The sequence below is a fragment of the Rhodoferax potami genome (assembly GCF_032193765.1).
In the GTDB taxonomy this organism is placed as follows: domain Bacteria; phylum Pseudomonadota; class Gammaproteobacteria; order Burkholderiales; family Burkholderiaceae_C; genus Allorhodoferax; species Allorhodoferax potami.
Map to the genome: position 1 here is coordinate 1,679,121 of NZ_JAVBIJ010000001.1, position 15,752 is coordinate 1,694,872.

Here is a 15,752-nt window from a genome sequence, read left to right on the forward strand (position 1 = left end):
TGCAGGTGTGATTCGATAAACTCAGCGGGTTTGCCCTTCACTGCTATCCAATCTCTGAAAAGACCGACCATGACCACCTCTATCCGCCAGGCTGACCTGATCGAATCCGTGTCTGCCGCGCTGCAGTACATCAGCTACTACCACCCCGCCGACTACATCGCCCACCTGGCCCGCGCCTACGAGCGCGAGCAGAGCCCGGCCGCCAAAGACGCGATCGCCCAAATCCTGACCAACAGCAAAATGAGCGCGACCGGCCACCGCCCCATTTGCCAGGACACCGGCATCGTGAACGTGTTCCTCAAAGTCGGTATGGATGTGCGATGGGAGGGCTTCACCGGAAGCTTGGACGACGCCATCAACGAAGGTGTGCGCCAAGGCTACAACCACCCCGACAACACTTTGCGCGCCTCGGTGGTTGCGGACCCTGAGTTTTTGCGCAAGAACACCAAAGACAACACCCCGGCGGTGATCTTCACGGAAATCGTGCCCGGCAATACGGTCGAAGTGACCGTGGCAGCCAAAGGCGGCGGCTCCGAGAACAAAAGCAAAATGGTCATGCTGAACCCCGGCGATTCGGTGGTGGACTGGGTCTTGAAGACCGTTCCCACCATGGGCGCTGGCTGGTGCCCGCCCGGCATGCTGGGCATCGGCATCGGCGGCACCGCTGAAAAGGCAGTCCTGATGGCGAAAGAGAGCCTGATGGACGATTTGGACATGTATGAACTGCAGACCAAAGCCGCAACCGGCGCCGAACTCAACAATGTGGAAAAAATGCGCTTGGAGCTGATGGAGAAGGTCAATGCGCTGGGCATTGGCGCACAGGGCTTGGGCGGATTGACCACCGTGCTGGACGTCAAGATCAAGATGTACCCGACCCACGCAGCCAGCAAACCGGTCGCCATGATCCCGAACTGCGCCGCCACCCGCCACGCCCATTTTGTGTTGGACGGCAGCGGCCCTGTGTATCTGGATCCACCCAGCTTGGACCTCTGGCCCAACGTCAACTGGACACCCGACTACGAGACCAGCAAAAAAGTGGACCTCAATACCCTGACCAAGGAAGAAGTCGCCAGCTGGAAACCAGGCCAGACTTTGTTGTTGAACGGCAAGATGCTCACCGGCCGTGATGCCGCGCACAAACGCATCCAGGGCATGCTGGCCAAGGGCGAAAAACTGCCTGTGGACTTTGCCAACCGGGTGATCTATTACGTGGGACCCGTTGACCCGGTTCGCGATGAAGCCGTGGGCCCCGCCGGTCCGACAACCGCCACCCGCATGGATGGATTCACGGAGATGATGCTGGCGCAAACCGGACTGATTGCCATGATCGGCAAGGCAGAGCGCGGCCCCGTTGCCATCGAAGCAATCAAGAAACACCAGAGCGCCTACCTGATGGCGGTGGGCGGTGCGGCCTACCTGGTGTCCAAGGCCATCAAAACCGCCAAAGTGGTCGGTTTTGAAGACATGGGCATGGAAGCGATTTACGAGTTTGACGTCGTTGACATGCCTGTTACCGTAGCGGTGGACGCTGGTGGCACCAGTGCCCACATCACAGGGCCTGAGGAGTGGAAAAAGAAGATCGCTACCGGCGAGTTCAAGTCCATTCCTGTCACCTCGCGTTAAGCCATTGCCGATCGAGAGCATGCACCCCATCGGGGTGTTTGACAGCGGCCTGGGTGGCCTGAGCGTCCTGCGGGCGCTCAGGGCCGAGTTGCCGCTCGAGAGGTTTGTCTATGTCGCCGACAGTGGCCATGCGCCCTATGGTGAGAGGGATGACGATTACCTCATCCATCGGTCCGGCACGATCAGCCGCTGGCTGCAAAGTCAGCACCAGATCAAAGCACTGGTCGTAGCCTGTAACACGGCAACTGCGGCAGCCATCCATGTGCTGCGGGCAGAGCACCCTGGCTTGCCCATCATCGGCATTGAGCCGGCACTCAAACCCGCCGTGGCAGCGAGCCAAACAGGCGTGATCGGGGTGATGGCAACGCCAAGCACCCTGAAGAGCGAGAAGTTCCAACGTTTGCTGGCCAGCCTGCAAGGCCAAGCACGATTTGTTCTTCAACCCTGCCCCGGACTTGCACTGGCCATCGAACAGCTAGACGCTACAAAAACAGGAGCGGCCTGCGCAACATTTACGGGGGCCATGGGCACTTTTGGCACTCAAACTGGCGAGATGGACACCTTGGTATTGGGCTGCACACACTACCCATTTGCCGAGTCTCCACTGCGCATGGGAACCGGAGACAAGGTGCGCTATCTGGAAGGCGGCGCACCGGTCGCTCGCCAGACACGACGACTGCTAGCAAAAGCCGATCTTCTGCAGACCCAAGAATCTCCCGATGCAGGCCGGATTGACTTCCACAGCACTGGCGATCCACAAACATTAGCCCGTGCGGCTGAGCACTGGCTCGGGATCTCAGATACCGCGCATGAATTGAGGATTTAGGGAAAGAGAGCGACTTGGCGTGCCCGGAGGGGATCGAACCCCCGACCCACAGCTTAGAAGGCTGTTGCTCTATCCGACTGAGCTACGGGCACAAAGAACAAAGGCCCCAAAGCGTTAAAACTTCAGAGCCTTTGATTTTTAAAAAGTGGTCGGGGCGGCGGGATTCGAACTCGCGACCCTCTGCTCCCAAAGCAGATGCGCTACCAGGCTGCGCTACACCCCGACAGCTGGTATTCTAACCTGATAAAACTGCTGTTTCCAGCTTCGTCATCGTTTTTTTGCACCTCCCCTCCATGCCTACATCGTCACCCCTGCTGCCTTGGTTGGAACCCGGCGAATCATTTCCGAGTACCTCTGCAGCTTGGGGAGAGGACTCACCTGCCCCAGGCTTGCTCGCAGCCGGCGGCGATCTGGAGCCCGCGACATTGCTCCGCGCCTACTCCAATGGCATCTTTCCCTGGTACAACGAAGGCCAACCCACACTTTGGTGGAGCACTAGCCCACGGATGACGTTGTGGGTGGATGAGTTCCGGCTCCACAGGTCACTCAAGAAAACCATCCGGCGTTTCCGGGACACCCCGGGTTCTGAAATACGGGTGGACAGCTCTTTCGAAAAAGTCATTGAAGCCTGCTCTTTGACCCCTCGCGATGGACAAAATGGCACATGGATACTGCCGGAAATCCGGGCGGCATATCTGCGCTTGCACCATGCAGGACATGCACACAGCATTGAGACTTGGCAAGATGGTGAATTGGTTGGCGGCTTGTACTGCGTCTGCATCGGTCACGCCGTGTTTGGCGAATCGATGTTTGCAAGGCGAACCGACGCATCCAAACTGGCTTTGGCCGCATTAATGGCGATTGCCCGCTACCACAAGGTCGCATGGATTGATTGCCAGCAGGTCACCTCACATCTGGCCTTCATGGGCGCACGGCCGATCGACAAAAAGGCATTCCAGCAGTGCCTAGACTCCGCCATACCGAAGCCGCCCATCCAGTGGGACTTTGACAGCCTATACTGGAATTACTTGTAGTCAGCTTGCGAAACTCTGCCATGACCGATCTGACGGATCTCCCCATCCAAACACTGCAGTTTTATGCCACTGCGCCGTACGACTGCAGTTACCTCTCGGACCGACAAGCCCGCTCCCAAGTAGCCACTCCCAGCCACATCATTGACACGGCGACCTACTCCAGCCTCGTTGAGAGGGGCTTCCGGCGCAGCGGCATGTTCACCTACCGCCCTTACTGTGATGGGTGCCAGGCCTGCACCCCGCTACGCATTCCGGTGGAACAATTCCAAGCCAACAAGAGCCAGAAAAGAGCGGCAAGACAACACACCAACTTGCAGGCCCGCGTACTAAACCTCGGCTTTTCGAGAGAACACTACGACCTCTATCTGCGCTACCAACTCGCCAGACATGCCGGAGGCGGTATGGATGAGGACAGCATCGATCAGTATGTGCAGTTTCTGCTGCAGAGTCGCGTGAACTCCCGCTTGGTTGAGTTTCGGGAAGCGACAGATAGCCAGCAAAGCTTGGGTGCACTCAAAATGGTGTCCATTTTGGATGTCCTGGACAACGGCCTATCCGCGGTGTACACGTTTTTTGCTCCTGATGAAGGCGCCAGCTATGGAACCTTCAATGTGCTGTGGCAGATTGAGCAGGCCAAACAGCTTGGCCTGCCTTATGTTTACTTGGGCTATTGGATTGAGAGCAGCCCGAAGATGCAATACAAGGCCAACTTCAAACCGCATGAAATTTTGGTGAATGGCAACTGGAATGCAACAGGGCTATTGAACCCACAGGTGTAGGGGCTTTGACGGGTTAACATCGGCCAAGAAGCACCATGACTAAAAAAGAACACGACCCCCAATCCGCCCCCGCAGTTCAAGTGCTGGAGCGCATGTTCACGTTGATTGACGTTCTCGCTTCCAGAGAAGAGGCGATCCCGCTGAAAGAGATCAGTGAACGCGCTGGTCTGCATCCCTCTACAACGCACCGGATCTTGAATGACCTGGTGTCCGGGCGGTTTGTCGATCGCCCCCAATCAGGCAGCTACCGCCTCGGGATGCGCCTGTTGGAGCTGGGTAATCTTGTGAAGGCCCGCCTAAACGTCCGTGACGCGGCGCTGGGGCCTATGCGCGAGCTGCACAAGTTAATTCAGCAGCCCGTTAACCTGAGCATGCGCCAGGGCGATGAAATCATCTATGTCGAGCGTGCCTACAGTGAACGTAGCGGCATGCAGGTTGTCAGGGCGATTGGCGGACGCGCACCGCTACACCTCACCTCAGTGGGCAAATTGTTCTTGGCCGCTGATGATCCGCTGCGCATTCGTTCTTATGCCACCAGAACAGGCCTGCAAGGCCACACCAAAAACAGCATCACCGACTTGGACGTGTTGGAGCGTGAGCTCTCCAAGGTCCGTCAGTATGGCCAGGCAAGTGACAATGAAGAACTCGAACTCGGCGTCCGCTGCATGGCTGCAGGCATTTACGACGATCAAGGCAAGCTGATCGCGGGCCTATCCATTTCTGCGCCTTCCGGTCGCTTGGAAGACGACTGGCTACCCAAACTCAAAGAGACCGCGCGACACATCTCGGAGACATTGGGGTTTAGATCCCCCCAAAGATAAAAGCCTGCAAGAGCAGGCTTTTTTGTTATCAGTTTGTCGCGATACGACTATCGAATCCTTTGAGGGCGAGCGGTGAGCCTTTCGTAGCGACTGGGTGACCTGTTTCCACCCACTTGCGCACACGTTCCGCGTCAGCAATTCGCGTCAGCTTACCCGCAGAGTCCAGAAAAACCATGATAAGTTTTCGGCCTGATATTTTTGCTTGCATCACCAAACACTGCCCTGCTTCAGCAATGTAGCCCGTCTTTTGCAGTCCGATTTCCCACGCAGGGTTTTTCACCAAGCGATTGGTGTTGTTGTATTGCAAGGTACGGTTGCCCACTTCAACTTGATAGCCGGTTGAGGTAGACAGTTCACGCAAAGTTTGATCGCTGTAGGCATAACTCACCAGAGTAGCCAAATCCTTGGCGCTGGACTGATTGCGGCTGCTCAGCCCTGTGGGCTCCACATACTGCGTGTCTGCCATGCCCAATAGCTTGGCTTTGCGGTTCATCAAGCTGACAAAATGCTGCAAGCCACCAGGGTACGTCCTGCCCAGTGCATGCGCAGCTCGGTTTTCACTCGCCATCAAGGCAAGGTGAAGTAGCTCACCGCGTGACAACTCAGTGCCTACGCGCAAACGCGAGGAGCTGCCTTTCTCGGTATCTACATCAGCTTGGGTAATTTCGATGGACTCTTCCATCGGAAGCCGTGCTTCGCTAATGAGCACTCCGGTCATCAATTTAGTGATCGACGCGATCGGAAGCACTGCGTTCTCGTTTTTACTGAAAAGCACTTCCTTGGTGTCTTGGTCCACCACGAAGGCGACGCTCGACTTCAAGTCCAAGGCGTCTTGCTTGCCATGCAAGCCTGCGAGCTGCCCGTAAGAAGGTTTCGGAGCGACGGCGACTACGGCCTTTTTGATATTTTTGGCTACAGGCTTTTTGGTTGAGACCCGCTTGGTAGCGGGAACCGCCTTTTGTTTGCGTACCGCCTTGACTGCCACCTTTTTGCTTTGCGAAGCCTTCACTTGCGAAGTTTTGGCTGTAGCTTTCTTGCTCTGCGTTGTGGCAAGTGCTGAGAAAGGAAGTAGCAGCACGGAAGCCATAAGACCTGCGGCGCTGAGTTGAATAATGATGCGTTTCAACATAGTTCCTTTGAAAAAAACGCCTGCAATGCATTTGCAGACGCTTTTTATAGTGTTCCCCGCCAGTTTAATCAAAAAACTTCAAATAGATCAAATACTTGCGCGCTGAACCTCAACTATTTTCAACTTAACTCGCTCACCCCTGTGCCGCAACACGGTCTGACTTGCTTTGCAGCTTATTCAAAGCACTCAAGTAAGCTTTCGCCGACGCCACCACGATGTCCGGATCAGACCCGACTCCGTTGACCACACGACCGCTGTTTTGCAGTCGTACTGTCACTTCGCCTTGACTTTCCGTCGACCCGCTGATCGCGTTCACCGAGTACAAGACCATCTCAGCCCCACTTTGCACCAGAGACTCGATCGCTTTCAGCGACGCATCGACGGGGCCATTGCCATCAGAAGCACCCTTCATCTCCTTGCCTCCAGAGGTAAACACAATCGTGGCTTGGGGCCGCTCCCCTGTTTCACTGTGCTGAGACAATGAAACGAAACCATATTGCTCGATCTCCGACGACACACTCTCGTCGCCAATCAGCGCAAGGATGTCTTCGTCGAAAATTTCGCTTTTACGATCGGCCAGTTCCTTGAAACGGGAAAACGCTGCGTTGATCTCAGTCTCGCTGCCGAGTTGGACCCCCAACTCCTGCAGACGTTGTTTGAAAGCATTGCGGCCGCTCAGCTTGCCCAGCACGATTTTGTTGGCCGTCCAGCCCACATCTTCCGCGCGCATGATTTCATAGGTATCACGGGCCTTCAAAACGCCGTCTTGGTGAATGCCAGAGGCATGGGCAAACGCGTTGGCACCGACCACCGCTTTATTGGGCTGTACAACAAAACCGGTGGTCTGACTCACCATGCGGCTTGCTGCGAGGATGTGCGTCGCGTCAATACCTAGTTCCAGCCCGAAATAGTCTTTACGGGTCTTGACGGCCATCACAATCTCTTCCAGACTGCAATTTCCGGCCCGCTCACCCAAGCCATTCACGGTGCACTCCACCTGACGAGCTCCTCCAATTTTCACCCCGGCCAAGGAGTTGGCGACCGCCATACCCAAGTCGTTGTGGCAGTGCACCGACCAGATCGCTTTGTCGGAGTTCGGAATGCGTTCGCGCAATGATTTGATGAAGTTGCCATACAGCTCAGGCACCGCATAACCGACCGTATCGGGTACGTTGATGGTGGTGGCCCCCTCAGCAATCACAGCTTCGAGAACGCGGCACAAAAAGTCAGGGTCGCTGCGGTAACCGTCTTCCGGGCTGAACTCGATATCAGCGACCAGGTTACGCGCGAAGCGCACGGACTGTTTGGCCTGTTCCAGCACTTGCTCAGGCGACATGCGGAGCTTTTTCTCCATATGCAGTGCAGAAGTCGCAATAAAGGTGTGGATTCGCGCGCTGTTGGCGCCCTTGAGCGCCTCGGCAGCTCGGGCAATATCACGGTCGTTTGCACGCGACAGCGAGCACACGGTGGAATCCTTGATCGAGTTGGCAATCAGCTGCACTGCCTCGAAATCACCATTTGAACTTGCAGCAAAACCGGCCTCGATCACGTCCACGCGCAAGCGTTCCAGCTGACGGGCAATACGCAACTTCTCGTCACGGGTCATCGAGGCGCCGGGCGACTGTTCGCCATCGCGCAAAGTGGTGTCAAAAATAATCAGTTTGTCAGACATGGAAATTCCCCTCTGTTTATCGATGCAAGCCGCGCTCTTCAGGCTCGTCGGTCGACGTGCTGATCACGCTGGTTCGCACACCACGGGCGCGACGCACCAGATACACCACGTAGCCGCTAAATCCGTAGACCACGAATACGCCGAACATCACAATCGGCGGGTGGATATTGATCACCGCAATGCCCAGAGCGATCAAAACAATCACGACAAATGGGACACTGCGCTTCATTTGCACGTCCTTGAAACTGTAAAACGGAACGTTGGTCACCATGGTCAGACCCGCATACAAGGCTAATGCGAATACCGGCCAAGCCACCGATGGGCCCGATATACCTTGGTCTGTAGCAACCCAGATAAAACCCGCTACCAACGCTGCAGCTGCTGGAGACGGCAGGCCCTGAAAGTAACGCTTGTCCACGACCGTCGTGTTGACATTGAAGCGGGCCAGACGGAGTGCCGCGCAAGCGCAATAAACAAAGGCAGCAAACCAGCCCCAACGCCCGAGCCCCCGCAACGCCCACTCATAGGAAATCAACGCAGGTGCAGCGCCGAAAGACACCATGTCGGAGAGCGAATCCATTTGCTCACCAAAAGCGCTTTGGGTATTGGTCATCCGGGCAACCCGGCCGTCTAAGCTGTCGAGCACCATCGCGCAAAAAATACCTGCAGCAGCAAGATCAAAGCGCCCATTCATTGCCATGACAATGGCGTAAAAGCCACCGAACAAGGCGGCCAAAGTAAACAGGTTCGGCAGCACATAGATGCCTTTGCGCCGGTTTTTAACACCGCCACCATTACCGGTCGAACCTTGGGTTTCTATTCCATCATGCATGCCATCTCCAGGGAGGGCCTTTGAGGCCCAATACGTTCCAAAACAACCGGAACAAAGTCAGGCACGCAGTGTAAGCCAGTGCGCGATCCATCCATAGAAGAACCCCCAAAGCAAAAGGCCACCGAAGTGGCCTTTTGCGTTAAGCCACAGCGGCTTAGTTGCGGGTCTGGTCAACCAGCTTGTTCTTGGCGATCCAAGGCATCATGGCGCGCAACTGCGCACCCACCACTTCGATCGAATGATCAGCAGTGTTACGACGACGTGCGGTCATGCTTGGGTAGTTCAAGCGGCCTTCCTGGATGAACATCTTGGCGTAGTCACCGTTCTGGATACGCTTCAAAGCGTTGCGCATAGCCTTGCGGGATTCTTCGTTGATGACCTCAGGGCCTGTCACGTACTCACCGAACTCCGCATTGTTGGAGATGGAGTAGTTCATGTTGGCAATGCCGCCTTCGTAGATCAGGTCCACGATCAGCTTCAGTTCGTGCAAGCACTCGAAGTACGCCATTTCAGGTGCGTAGCCGGCTTCCACAAGAGTCTCGTAACCCATTTTGATCAACTCGACAGCGCCACCGCACAAGACAGCCTGCTCACCGAACAAGTCGGTTTCAGTTTCTTCCTTGAAGTTGGTCTCAATGATGCCGGCCTTGCCGCCACCGTTGGCCATCGCGTAGCTCAGAGCCAAGTCACGGGCTTTACCGGACTTGTCCTGGTGGACAGCGACCAAGTGAGGCACGCCACCACCTTGGGTGTAGGTGTTACGCACAGTGTGGCCGGGAGCCTTGGGAGCCACCATCCAGACGTCCAGATCGGCGCGGGGCACGACTTGGTTGTAATGCACGTTGAAACCGTGGGCAAAGGCCAAAGAAGCGCCCTGCTTGATGTTAGGAGCGACGTTGTTGGTGTACACCTCGCCGATTTGCTCATCAGGCAACAAGATCATGACAACGTCAGCCGCCTTGACTGCATCGTTCACTTCCATCACGGTCAAGCCGGCTTTGCCGACTTTGTCCCAAGAAGCTCCGCCCTTGCGCAGACCGACCACGACCTTCACGCCGCTGTCGTTCAAGTTTTGCGCGTGTGCGTGGCCTTGGCTGCCGTAACCGATGATGGCAACTGTCTTGCCCTTGATCAGGCTCAGGTCACAATCCTTGTCGTAAAAAACTTTCATTTTTCTCTCCGAAATAAATATTGGCGAAAAGCGCCCTGTTGCAAAAACTACCTAAGCTCGGGGCGAACGGTAAACACTGTCGCCAAACAATCCCTGTGTGTTGAGCCAGCCGAAGCGCACACAGGAAAACCTTCATCAAACCCGCAGAATGCGCTCGCCGCGACCGATGCCACTGGAGCCGGTTCGCACCGTCTCCAGAATGGCGGTGCGCTCGATAGCTTCCAGGAACGCATCGTTCTTGGATTGATCGCCTGTGAGCTCGATGGTGTAACTCTTTTCAGTCACATCGATGATGCGGCCACGGAAGATGTCCGCCATACGCTTCATCTCTTCGCGCTCCTTGCCCACCGCACGGACCTTCACCATCATGAGTTCACGCTCAATGTAGGCGCCTTCCGTCAGGTCCACCACCTTCACCACTTCAATCAGGCGATTCAGGTGCTTGGTAATTTGTTCGATCACGTCGTCCGAACCATGGGTCTGGATCGTCATGCGCGACAAGCTCGGATCTTCCGTGGGAGCCACGGTCAAGGATTCAATGTTGTAACCACGGGCCGAAAACAAACCCACGACACGCGACAAGGCGCCTGGCTCGTTCTCCAGCAAAACTGCAATGATGTGTTTCATAAATACCGATTCCTCTTTTCGCTGCCCTCCCCGTACGGCGGTAACCGCACAGCTTGGCAGACAATAGATTCTTCAAAAATGATAGCAGCTCGCGCACACGGGGTGTGCGCTAGAGCACTATTTGACGTAAATCCGCTTAAAGGTCCTCAGAACCAAGCAGCATCTCTGTGATGCCCTTGCCGGCCTGGACCATGGGGAACACGTTTTCAGTCGGGTCCGTGCGGAAGTCCATGAACACCGTGCGGTCCTTCAGTTTGCGGGCCTCGCGCAGAGCGGGCTCCACATCTTGAGGGCGCTCAATCAACATACCGACGTGACCGTAAGCTTCCGCCAACTTCACAAAGTTCGGCAGTGCGTCCATGTAGCTGTGGCTGTAGCGGCCTTCGTATTCCACCTCTTGCCACTGACGCACCATCCCGAGGAAGCGGTTATTCAAAGAGCAGATCTTGATCGGCGTGTTGTACTGCAGGCAGGTGGAAAGCTCCTGGATATTCATCTGCACCGAGCCTTCGCCGGTAATACAGAACACCTCGCTTTGCGGCTTGGCCAGTTTGATGCCCATGGCATAGGGAATGCCCACGCCCATGGTTCCCAGACCACCGGAATTGATCCAGCGACGTGGCTCGTCAAACTTGTAGTACTGCGCAGCCCACATCTGGTGCTGACCCACATCGGACGTGATGTAGGTGTCCGCATCTTTGGTCATGTTCCAAAGCGTTTCCACCACGAACTGGGGCTTGATCACATCCCCATTGCCGGGGTTGTACTTCATGCAATCGCGCTTGCGCCAGCCTTCAATCGTGTCCCACCAACCGCCCAATGCGTTCGCGTCAGGCTTGGTGGAACCCTCGCGGATCATGGCGATCATTTCGTTGAGCACGTCTTTAACGTCGCCCACGATCGGGATATCCACCTTCACCCGCTTGGAGATGCTGGATGGGTCGATATCGATATGGATGATCTTGCGTTCGTTCTGGGCAAAGTGCTTGGGATTGCCAATCACGCGGTCGTCAAAGCGTGCACCGACAGCCAGCAGCACATCGCAGTTCTGCATCGCGTTGTTGGCCTCGACGGTACCGTGCATGCCCAGCATGCCGAGAAACTTACGGTCGCTCGCCGGGTACGCGCCCAAGCCCATCAAAGTGTTGGTGCAGGGGTAGCCCAGCATGTCCACCAGCGTGCGGAGTTCGTTGGAAGCGTTACTCAGCAACACGCCGCCACCGGTGTAGATGTAAGGACGCTTAGCCGCCAACAACAGTTGCAAGGCCTTGCGGATTTGTCCGCCATGGCCCTTGCGCACCGGGTTGTAGGAGCGCATTTCCACGCTCTCGGGGTAACCATGGTAGGGCACCTTCTTGAAGGACACATCCTTCGGAATATCCACCACCACAGGGCCGGGACGGCCACTGCGCGCGATGTGGAAAGCCTTCTTCATCACGTCCGCCATGTCCTTGGCGTCTTTCACCAAGAAGTTGTGCTTCACGATGGGGCGCGTAATACCGACGGTGTCGCACTCTTGGAATGCGTCCAGTCCGATCGCGTGCGTAGGCACCTGACCGGAAATAATCACCATGGGGATGCTGTCCATGTAAGCGGTAGCAATACCGGTCACTGCATTGGTCAGACCCGGCCCGGATGTCACCAGCGCCACGCCGACATCACCGGTCGCACGGGCATAGCCGTCTGCAGCATGCACAGCTGCTTGCTCGTGACGTACCAGGACGTGCTGAATGGTGTCTTGTTTGTAGAAAGCGTCGTAAATGTGAAGAACTGCACCACCGGGGTAGCCCCAGATGTACTTGACGTTTTCGGCTTGAAGCGCTTTGACGAGGACTTCCGCGCCCCTCAACTCGGGAACAGCGGCGGATTTGGATGCGGATGCTGCCGAAGCGATTTCGGCTTTAGAAATTTCCATGATGAACCTTTGTGAATTTCTCTGACGAAAAACCTTGGGTGCCCCTTCGCAAACACTTGTGGAGTCGCGTCGGGACTTAAGATCAAAGCCATGAGCGCATTGAATGTTGCGCCGGACCAGGACCCGTTTGCCTTTTAATTGCACCCCTATTATGGCATTGCTGGCACCCCATCCCTGAGAAGGCAACGAGCAGACAAGCTTGAAGTGCAATAATCTGCGACGTAGATGCCGCCGAATGCACGCTCCAAGTGCACGGTGCGCCCCCTTTTTTGCCAGCAATGGCCTTGTCAATTGGCAACCGAAAAAGAACTTTCCGACTTTTTGAAGAGTGTTGAAAAACGGGCCTTCAAACGTGCGGCATACCATGTCCGCAACGATGAGTCCGCCCTGGACATTGTTCAAGACAGCATGATGAAACTGGCTGAACACTACGGACACAAGCCCGTGGAAGAGCTGCCTATGCTGTTTCAACGTATCCTGTCCAACAGCACCCTCGACTGGTTTCGCCGGCAAAAGACCTATAGCGCATTGTTTTCGACGCTCAGTGACTTTGAATCAGGAACTGAAGACGAAGATTTCAATCTACTCGAATCTCTGGTCACCGACCAAGGCGGCGAACAGGCAGAGAGCACAGAGACCCAGACAGAACGGGCACAAACCCTAAGATCTATTGAAGAAGAGGTTTTACGACTGCCGCCCCGTCAACGGGAAGCCTTCCTGATGCGTTATTGGGAGGATATGGATGTCGCGGAAACTGCGACTGCGATGGGCTGTTCACAAGGCAGCGTAAAAACACACTGTTCCCGAGCGGTGCAAGCCTTGGGCAATGCGTTAAGAGGAAAGGGAATCCGGCTATGAAAAAAACTGTAGCGCACCGTTCCGGTGCTGATATTGAGAAAGCCGTGGCCCGTGCAATTGCTTCGCGCCTCCATGAGGGCGCACAAGACCTGCCTCACGACATTACAGAGCGGCTCAAAGCGGCCCGTGTTCAAGCGGTGGCAAAACGCAAAATCGTTCTCGAACCAGTATCAGCCAGCCAAGCTGTATTGGCGTCTGCCGGGCAAGCCGGCATGCAGATGGGATCCGGATTCAAAAATCTTTGGATGCAGTTGGGTTCTTGGTTGCCTTTGCTCGCTTTGATCGCCGGCATGTTGGTCATCGACACCTTGCAAGACGAGTTCAGCGCCCAGGAAATCGCCGATGTGGACATTCAACTGCTGACAGATCCTTTGCCTCCGGCGGCCTACACCGACCCGGGTTTTGCACAATTTTTACGTACGAACCAAGAAAAATAAGTCAGAGAGCACCCGACTCTTTATGAAGCACTTCTCCAGCAAACTCAACCTCATACCTGTGGGCTTGATCGCTGCATGTCTCGTAGCAACTTGCCTGGGTATCAGCGCTCCCGCCCATGGTCAGACCGCATCAGTGCTGCCGAGTGTGCCCGCTTCGACCAATTTGAACTGGACGGCCTTGAGTGCGGGACAAAAAATTGCACTAGCTCCTCTAAAGGATAGCTGGGACACCTTGGCCGACGGACACCGCAGGAAGTGGATCGCCTTGTCGCAAAATTTTTCTGCCATGTCCGCGGCAGACAAAGAGACACTGCACAGCCGGATGGCCGAATGGGCAGCACTGAAGCCGAAGGAACGGCAGCAAGCACGGTTAAATTTTGCTGAAACAAAGAAGACACCTGCAGCGGACCGACTGTCCAACTGGGAAGCCTACCAAGCACTGAGCCAAGAGGAAAAAGACGCTCTAGCGCGCAAAGGGGCTGCCAAACCAGCAGGTGCAGCGGTAGCCGCCAAAGCGCCTCCGCCCCAGAAGTTAACGCCTGTACCCGTGACCCGGAATTCACCGGAAACCCACCGGGAACGACTGGCTGCTCAGCAGCCCGTTGATCGCAACACACTCCTGCCCCTCGCCCCAGCTTCCAAAACAAGCAGCGCAAATTAGCGGTTTGATCCAGCTGCTGCTCTTTGGTGCTTGCGCCTGCCTACAATCGCAGCTTCTTTGAAAACAGAACGGGCTCGGGATGATCAATGGTGCGATAACCCCAGGACTCTGGCGACGCATGGCTTGCTGGATTTATGAGGGTATCTTGTTGTTCGGCGTGGTGTTTTTGGCGGGTTACATTTTTGGTACTCTGAGCCAGACCCGGTATGCACTGGACAACCGCCATGCCCTTCAAGGCTTTTTGTTCCTTGTGCTGGGTATTTACTTTGTGTGGTTTTGGGCGCACGGCCAAACGCTCGCGATGAAAACCTGGAACATCCGCGTGGTGGGTGTCGATGGCCAAAAAATCACCCAGCTGCGGGCACTGGGGCGCTACGTATTGAGCTGGGTCTGGTTTTTGCCACCGTTGGCAGCGGTGTATCCATTTCAACTGTCTGGCCCAGAGATTACGGTGATCTGCATAGGCTGGGTAGCCGTCTGGGCGATTTTGAGTCGCTTTCACCCCCAAAACCAGTTCTGGCACGATGTGCTGGCGGGCACTCGCCTGGTCCATTCCGCGCCCATGAGCCGCTGAATACAAAGACATCCATCTATGCCAGCCCCATCCCTGCCCCCTGTTGATCCTGCGGTAAATCCTCAGAAGCTTCGCCGGGGTTTAAGCCGCGTGCTTCACGCTACCCGCTACTCATGGGCCGGATTGCAGGCGGGGTGGAACGAGACAGCATTCAGGCAGGAGTGCATCCTTGCGTTGGTGCTTCTGCCCGCCTCATTTTTTATCGGGCAAACTTGGGTTGAATGCGCAGTTTTAGCGGCCAGCGTCGTCGCAGTGATGGTCGTGGAATTGCTCAATACGGCGGTCGAGTCTGTTGTCGACCGCGTCGGCCCCGAATGGCATTCGCTGTCCAAACGGGCCAAGGATATCGGCAGCGCTGCAGTGTTGCTGAGCTTGTTGCTGTGCGCCGCGATATGGGGTGCCGCTCTGTGGGCGCGCTTTGCGCCTCACTTGAGCTGAAAACTTAGACGGCGGACTCGTCCTGTTCGCCAGTACGAATACGCACTACTCGCTCTACACTCGTGACGAAGATCTTTCCGTCGCCGATCTTGCCGGTATGCGCGGCTTTCACAATGGCGTCTACACAGCGATCCACATCTTCGGTTTTCACCACCACTTCCACCTTCATCTTGGGCAGAAAGTCGACAACATACTCAGCGCCACGGTACAGCTCGGTGTGACCTTTTTGGCGACCAAAGCCTTTGACTTCCGTCACTGTCAAACCTGTCACGCCGCATTCAGCCAAAGCTTCACGGACCTCTTCTAGTTTGAAAGGTTTGACGACTGCGGTAATTTGTTTCATCTGCTTGTCCAG

The 15,752-nt window shown here is 55.8% G+C and carries 17 protein-coding genes and 2 tRNA genes; 10 read left to right on the forward strand and 9 right to left on the reverse strand.

Features of this window, described 5'->3' with window-relative positions; genetic code table 11:
- Positions 1-69: 69 nt before the first annotated feature.
- Together RAE21_RS07975 and murI are read left to right on the forward strand one after the other, a co-directional pair.
- Positions 70-1,623: a fumarate hydratase gene (locus RAE21_RS07975; protein WP_313880910.1), complete on the forward strand. Its 1,554-nt coding sequence runs from the start codon at positions 70-72 to the stop codon at positions 1,621-1,623.
- A gap of 19 nt (positions 1,624-1,642) precedes the next feature.
- On the forward strand, positions 1,643-2,449 hold the full coding sequence (gene murI / locus RAE21_RS07980) for a glutamate racemase (RefSeq protein WP_313880911.1): 807 nt from the start codon (positions 1,643-1,645) through the stop codon (positions 2,447-2,449).
- Between the two features lie 15 nt (positions 2,450-2,464).
- Here murI and RAE21_RS07985 read toward each other — a convergent pair.
- Positions 2,465-2,541, reverse strand: a tRNA-Arg gene (locus tag RAE21_RS07985).
- A gap of 54 nt (positions 2,542-2,595) precedes the next feature.
- Positions 2,596-2,672 (reverse strand) — tRNA-Pro (locus tag RAE21_RS07990).
- Positions 2,673-2,742: 70 nt separating this feature from the next.
- Here RAE21_RS07990 and aat point away from each other — a divergent pair.
- Genes aat through RAE21_RS08005 form a run of 3 tightly spaced genes read left to right on the forward strand, consistent with a single transcriptional unit; the run spans position 2,743 to position 5,083 of the window.
- On the forward strand, positions 2,743-3,483 hold the full coding sequence (gene aat, locus RAE21_RS07995) for a leucyl/phenylalanyl-tRNA--protein transferase (protein ID WP_313880912.1): 741 nt from the start codon (positions 2,743-2,745) through the stop codon (positions 3,481-3,483).
- Positions 3,484-3,503: 20 nt separating this feature from the next.
- Positions 3,504-4,262: an arginyltransferase gene (locus tag RAE21_RS08000; RefSeq protein ID WP_313880913.1), complete on the forward strand. Its 759-nt coding sequence runs from the start codon at positions 3,504-3,506 to the stop codon at positions 4,260-4,262.
- A 35-nt stretch (positions 4,263-4,297) separates the two neighbouring features.
- Complete coding sequence (locus tag RAE21_RS08005; protein WP_313875866.1) at positions 4,298-5,083, forward strand: IclR family transcriptional regulator; 786 nt, start codon at positions 4,298-4,300, stop codon at positions 5,081-5,083.
- A 28-nt stretch (positions 5,084-5,111) separates the two neighbouring features.
- Here RAE21_RS08005 and RAE21_RS08010 read toward each other — a convergent pair whose 3' ends face one another.
- The 6 genes from RAE21_RS08010 to RAE21_RS08035 form a co-directional block, all read right to left on the reverse strand.
- Positions 5,112-6,212: a serine hydrolase gene (locus RAE21_RS08010; RefSeq protein ID WP_313880914.1), complete on the reverse strand. Its 1,101-nt coding sequence runs from the start codon at positions 6,210-6,212 to the stop codon at positions 5,112-5,114.
- 133 nt (positions 6,213-6,345) lie between these two features.
- Entirely contained in the window at positions 6,346-7,884 is a 1,539-nt protein-coding gene (locus RAE21_RS08015) for a 2-isopropylmalate synthase (protein ID WP_313880915.1), read from the reverse strand.
- Between the two features lie 16 nt (positions 7,885-7,900).
- The gene (gene pssA, locus RAE21_RS08020; RefSeq protein WP_313880916.1) at positions 7,901-8,716 is read right to left on the reverse strand and encodes a CDP-diacylglycerol--serine O-phosphatidyltransferase; all 816 of its coding nucleotides are present in this window, start codon (positions 8,714-8,716) and stop codon (positions 7,901-7,903) included.
- 154 nt (positions 8,717-8,870) lie between these two features.
- On the reverse strand, positions 8,871-9,887 hold the full coding sequence (gene ilvC, locus RAE21_RS08025) for a ketol-acid reductoisomerase (RefSeq protein ID WP_296508553.1): 1,017 nt from the start codon (positions 9,885-9,887) through the stop codon (positions 8,871-8,873).
- Positions 9,888-10,022: 135 nt separating this feature from the next.
- Positions 10,023-10,514, reverse strand: coding sequence for an acetolactate synthase small subunit (gene ilvN, locus RAE21_RS08030; protein WP_296508555.1), 492 nt, complete (start codon positions 10,512-10,514; stop codon positions 10,023-10,025).
- A gap of 136 nt (positions 10,515-10,650) precedes the next feature.
- Positions 10,651-12,429, reverse strand: coding sequence for an acetolactate synthase 3 catalytic subunit (locus RAE21_RS08035; protein WP_313880917.1), 1,779 nt, complete (start codon positions 12,427-12,429; stop codon positions 10,651-10,653).
- A 291-nt stretch (positions 12,430-12,720) separates the two neighbouring features.
- Here RAE21_RS08035 and RAE21_RS08040 point away from each other — a divergent pair, with 291 nt between their 5' ends.
- The 5 genes from RAE21_RS08040 to RAE21_RS08060 all read left to right on the forward strand — a co-directional run bounded on the left by RAE21_RS08040 (position 12,721) and on the right by RAE21_RS08060 (position 15,397).
- Entirely contained in the window at positions 12,721-13,287 is a 567-nt protein-coding gene (locus tag RAE21_RS08040) for an RNA polymerase sigma factor (RefSeq protein ID WP_313880918.1), read from the forward strand.
- Positions 13,284-13,724, forward strand: a complete 441-nt coding sequence (locus RAE21_RS08045) for a DUF3619 family protein (RefSeq protein ID WP_313880919.1) — start codon at positions 13,284-13,286, stop codon at positions 13,722-13,724. Before RAE21_RS08040 ends, RAE21_RS08045 begins: the two co-directional genes overlap by 4 nt.
- A gap of 22 nt (positions 13,725-13,746) precedes the next feature.
- Positions 13,747-14,385 carry a DUF3106 domain-containing protein gene (locus RAE21_RS08050; RefSeq protein WP_313880920.1) on the forward strand — a complete coding sequence of 213 codons (639 nt, stop codon included), beginning with the start codon at positions 13,747-13,749 and terminating at the stop codon, positions 14,383-14,385.
- A gap of 79 nt (positions 14,386-14,464) precedes the next feature.
- Positions 14,465-14,959 carry an RDD family protein gene (locus tag RAE21_RS08055; RefSeq protein WP_313880921.1) on the forward strand — a complete coding sequence of 165 codons (495 nt, stop codon included), beginning with the start codon at positions 14,465-14,467 and terminating at the stop codon, positions 14,957-14,959.
- 18 nt (positions 14,960-14,977) lie between these two features.
- Complete coding sequence (locus RAE21_RS08060) at positions 14,978-15,397, forward strand: diacylglycerol kinase (RefSeq protein WP_313875857.1); 420 nt, start codon at positions 14,978-14,980, stop codon at positions 15,395-15,397.
- 4 nt (positions 15,398-15,401) lie between these two features.
- On the opposite strand, the gene RAE21_RS08065 is transcribed toward RAE21_RS08060, so the two are convergent.
- The gene (locus RAE21_RS08065) at positions 15,402-15,740 is read right to left on the reverse strand and encodes a P-II family nitrogen regulator (RefSeq protein WP_296508564.1); all 339 of its coding nucleotides are present in this window, start codon (positions 15,738-15,740) and stop codon (positions 15,402-15,404) included.
- Between the last annotated feature and the right edge of the window lie 12 nt (positions 15,741-15,752).

Bases quoted from the DNA above. Each gene is read 5' to 3' on its own strand.
- RAE21_RS07975 (WP_313880910.1), top strand. From the start codon at position 70: ATGACCACCTCTATCCGCCAGGCTGACCTGATCGAATCCGTGTCTGCC.
- murI (WP_313880911.1), top strand. From the start codon at position 1,643: ATGCACCCCATCGGGGTGTTTGACAGCGGCCTGGGTGGCCTGAGCGTC.
- aat (WP_313880912.1), top strand. From the start codon at position 2,743: ATGCCTACATCGTCACCCCTGCTGCCTTGGTTGGAACCCGGCGAATCA.
- RAE21_RS08000 (WP_313880913.1), top strand. From the start codon at position 3,504: ATGACCGATCTGACGGATCTCCCCATCCAAACACTGCAGTTTTATGCC.
- RAE21_RS08005 (WP_313875866.1), top strand. From the start codon at position 4,298: ATGACTAAAAAAGAACACGACCCCCAATCCGCCCCCGCAGTTCAAGTG.
- RAE21_RS08010 (WP_313880914.1), bottom strand. From the start codon at position 6,212: ATGTTGAAACGCATCATTATTCAACTCAGCGCCGCAGGTCTTATGGCT.
- RAE21_RS08015 (WP_313880915.1), bottom strand. From the start codon at position 7,884: ATGTCTGACAAACTGATTATTTTTGACACCACTTTGCGCGATGGCGAA.
- pssA (WP_313880916.1), bottom strand. From the start codon at position 8,716: ATGCATGATGGAATAGAAACCCAAGGTTCGACCGGTAATGGTGGCGGT.
- ilvC (WP_296508553.1), bottom strand. From the start codon at position 9,887: ATGAAAGTTTTTTACGACAAGGATTGTGACCTGAGCCTGATCAAGGGC.
- ilvN (WP_296508555.1), bottom strand. From the start codon at position 10,514: ATGAAACACATCATTGCAGTTTTGCTGGAGAACGAGCCAGGCGCCTTG.
- RAE21_RS08035 (WP_313880917.1), bottom strand. From the start codon at position 12,429: ATGGAAATTTCTAAAGCCGAAATCGCTTCGGCAGCATCCGCATCCAAA.
- RAE21_RS08045 (WP_313880919.1), top strand. From the start codon at position 13,284: ATGAAAAAAACTGTAGCGCACCGTTCCGGTGCTGATATTGAGAAAGCC.
- RAE21_RS08050 (WP_313880920.1), top strand. From the start codon at position 13,747: ATGAAGCACTTCTCCAGCAAACTCAACCTCATACCTGTGGGCTTGATC.
- RAE21_RS08055 (WP_313880921.1), top strand. From the start codon at position 14,465: ATGATCAATGGTGCGATAACCCCAGGACTCTGGCGACGCATGGCTTGC.
- RAE21_RS08060 (WP_313875857.1), top strand. From the start codon at position 14,978: ATGCCAGCCCCATCCCTGCCCCCTGTTGATCCTGCGGTAAATCCTCAG.
- RAE21_RS08065 (WP_296508564.1), bottom strand. From the start codon at position 15,740: ATGAAACAAATTACCGCAGTCGTCAAACCTTTCAAACTAGAAGAGGTC.